We start from the raw sequence: 1,862 nt of genomic DNA, 5'->3' as shown, positions 1-1,862 counted from the left end.
GTAAGCTTGAGATTATGGGCCGCAGTGAAGCAGGTAAAATCCTCGAAGCTCATGGGGCAAAGGTTACAGGCTCTGTTTCCAAGAAGACTACCCTTGTCATAGCTGGTGAAGATAGTGGTAGCAAGCTTACTAAAGCAAATGAATTGGGCATTCGCGTCATGAACGAAGAAGAGTTTGTAGAACTCTTAAAAGAGCTCGGTGAAATCTAATATATAGACATTCTTACAATGTTTTGAAAATATATATTATTTGCTTTATAATAAATAATTATGAAAGGATGTGTTCCGATGAAAATCAGCCAAGAGGAAATTAAAAAAATCGCCTTGCTTTCACGCTTGGAAGTTAAGGAAGAACATATGGCACATGTAGAAAAAGAGTTGTCCGATATCTTGTCTTATGTTGCTGAACTAGATGCATTAGAGCTTGATGGTGTTGAGCCTATGGCCCATGCGGTACCATTGCATAATGTACTTAGAGAGGATGAAATGAAACCATCCCTCGATCATGAGTTAGCTTTATCTACTGCTCCAGAAGCAGAGGATGGGTACTTTAAAGTACCTCGCGTAGTACAAGAATAGGAGGTTTCGCTGTGGCAACAATTCATGAATTACACAAGAAACTAGTGAATAAAGAAATCAGCGCCGTTGAATTAACGAATGCTGTCATTGCACATAAAGCGAAAGTGGAACCGACTGTACATGCGTACTTATCCGATTCTCATGACCGCGCTTTGGCTACAGCTAAAACTGTAGACGAATTAATTGCTAAAGGTGAAGCGATTTCTCCATTAGCAGGTATTCCTGGTGCCATCAAAGACAATATTTGTATTAAAGGCGAGCCTGCAACATGTGCGTCTAAAATGTTAGAAAACTTTGTACCTCCATACAATGCGTCTGTTATCGAACGTTTACAAGACAATCATTACATTAGCCTTGGTAAACTTAACATGGACGAATTTGCTATGGGTGGTTCTACAGAGAATTCCGCATTAGCAAAAACAACTAACCCTTGGAACACTGACTGTGTACCAGGTGGTTCCTCTGGTGGTAGTGCAGCTGCTGTTGCTAGTAGTACTGCTATTTGGGCTCTTGGTTCTGATACAGGTGGTTCCATCCGTCAACCAGCGTCCTTCTGTGGCGTAGTAGGTTTGAAACCAACTTACGGTAATGTATCTCGTTATGGCCTTATTGCCTTCGCATCCTCTTTGGACCAAGTTGGCCCTATTACACGCGATGTAACTGATGCTGCTTTAGTATTAAATGCAATTTCTGGTTACGATCCAAAAGATTCTACATCTATTCCAGGTGCTCGTGTAGATTATACGACAGCTCTTGTAAATGATGTAAAACATCTTAAAATCGGCGTGCCAAAGGAATTCTTTGGTGAAGGTCTAAATAGCGAAGTTCGAAAAGCTATGGAAGAGGCTATTGAAACGTATAAAAAATTAGGTGCTGAAATCGTTGAGGTTTCCTTGCCTAACTCTAAATATGCATTGTCTGCGTACTATATCATCGCATTGGCTGAGGCAAGCTCTAACTTGGCTCGTTATGACGGTGTAAGCTATGGTATGCGCGTTGCGGCAGACAATTTAGTAGAAATGTCTACTAAAACTCGTACAGAAGGCTTTGGTCCTGAAGTACAACGCCGTATCTTATTAGGTACTTATGTATTGAGCGCTGGTTACTATGATGCTTACTATTTGAAAGCATTAAAAGTACGCCGCCTCATTAAAAACGAATTTGATGAAGCTTTCTCCAAAGTGGATTTAATCTTAACACCAACTGCACCTAATACGTCTTATAAATTTGGTGAAAAAGTAAATGATCCATTGGCAATGTACTTAGAAGATATCTGTACAGTAC

General features: G+C 40.3%; 3 protein-coding genes. All 3 read left to right on the top strand.

Annotation, left to right across the window (positions count from 1 at the left end):
* Positions 1-209 (top strand): BRCT domain-containing protein (locus Q0F90_RS09090; protein ID WP_367113434.1); only part of this gene is annotated, 209 nt, incomplete at its 5' end.
* A gap of 78 nt (positions 210-287) precedes the next feature.
* A complete protein-coding gene (gene gatC / locus Q0F90_RS09085) occupies positions 288-578 on the top strand; it encodes an Asp-tRNA(Asn)/Glu-tRNA(Gln) amidotransferase subunit GatC (protein ID WP_296004953.1) in 291 nt (96 codons plus the stop codon).
* 11 nt (positions 579-589) lie between these two features.
* On the top strand, positions 590-1,862 hold a 1,273-nt coding region (gene gatA, locus Q0F90_RS09080), incomplete at its 3' end, for an Asp-tRNA(Asn)/Glu-tRNA(Gln) amidotransferase subunit GatA (RefSeq protein WP_296004951.1).

Origin of the sequence: uncultured Veillonella sp. (assembly GCF_934190855.1) — a bacterium.
Lineage (GTDB): Bacteria > Bacillota > Negativicutes > Veillonellales > Veillonellaceae > Veillonella.
The sequence above is the reverse complement of the archived record's forward strand: the minus strand, read 5'-3'. Positions and strand labels throughout refer to the sequence as shown.

Excerpts from the sequence above, each read along its gene's own strand:
- gatC (WP_296004953.1), top strand. The coding sequence starts at position 288 with ATGAAAATCAGCCAAGAGGAAATTAAAAAAATCGCCTTGCTTTCACGC.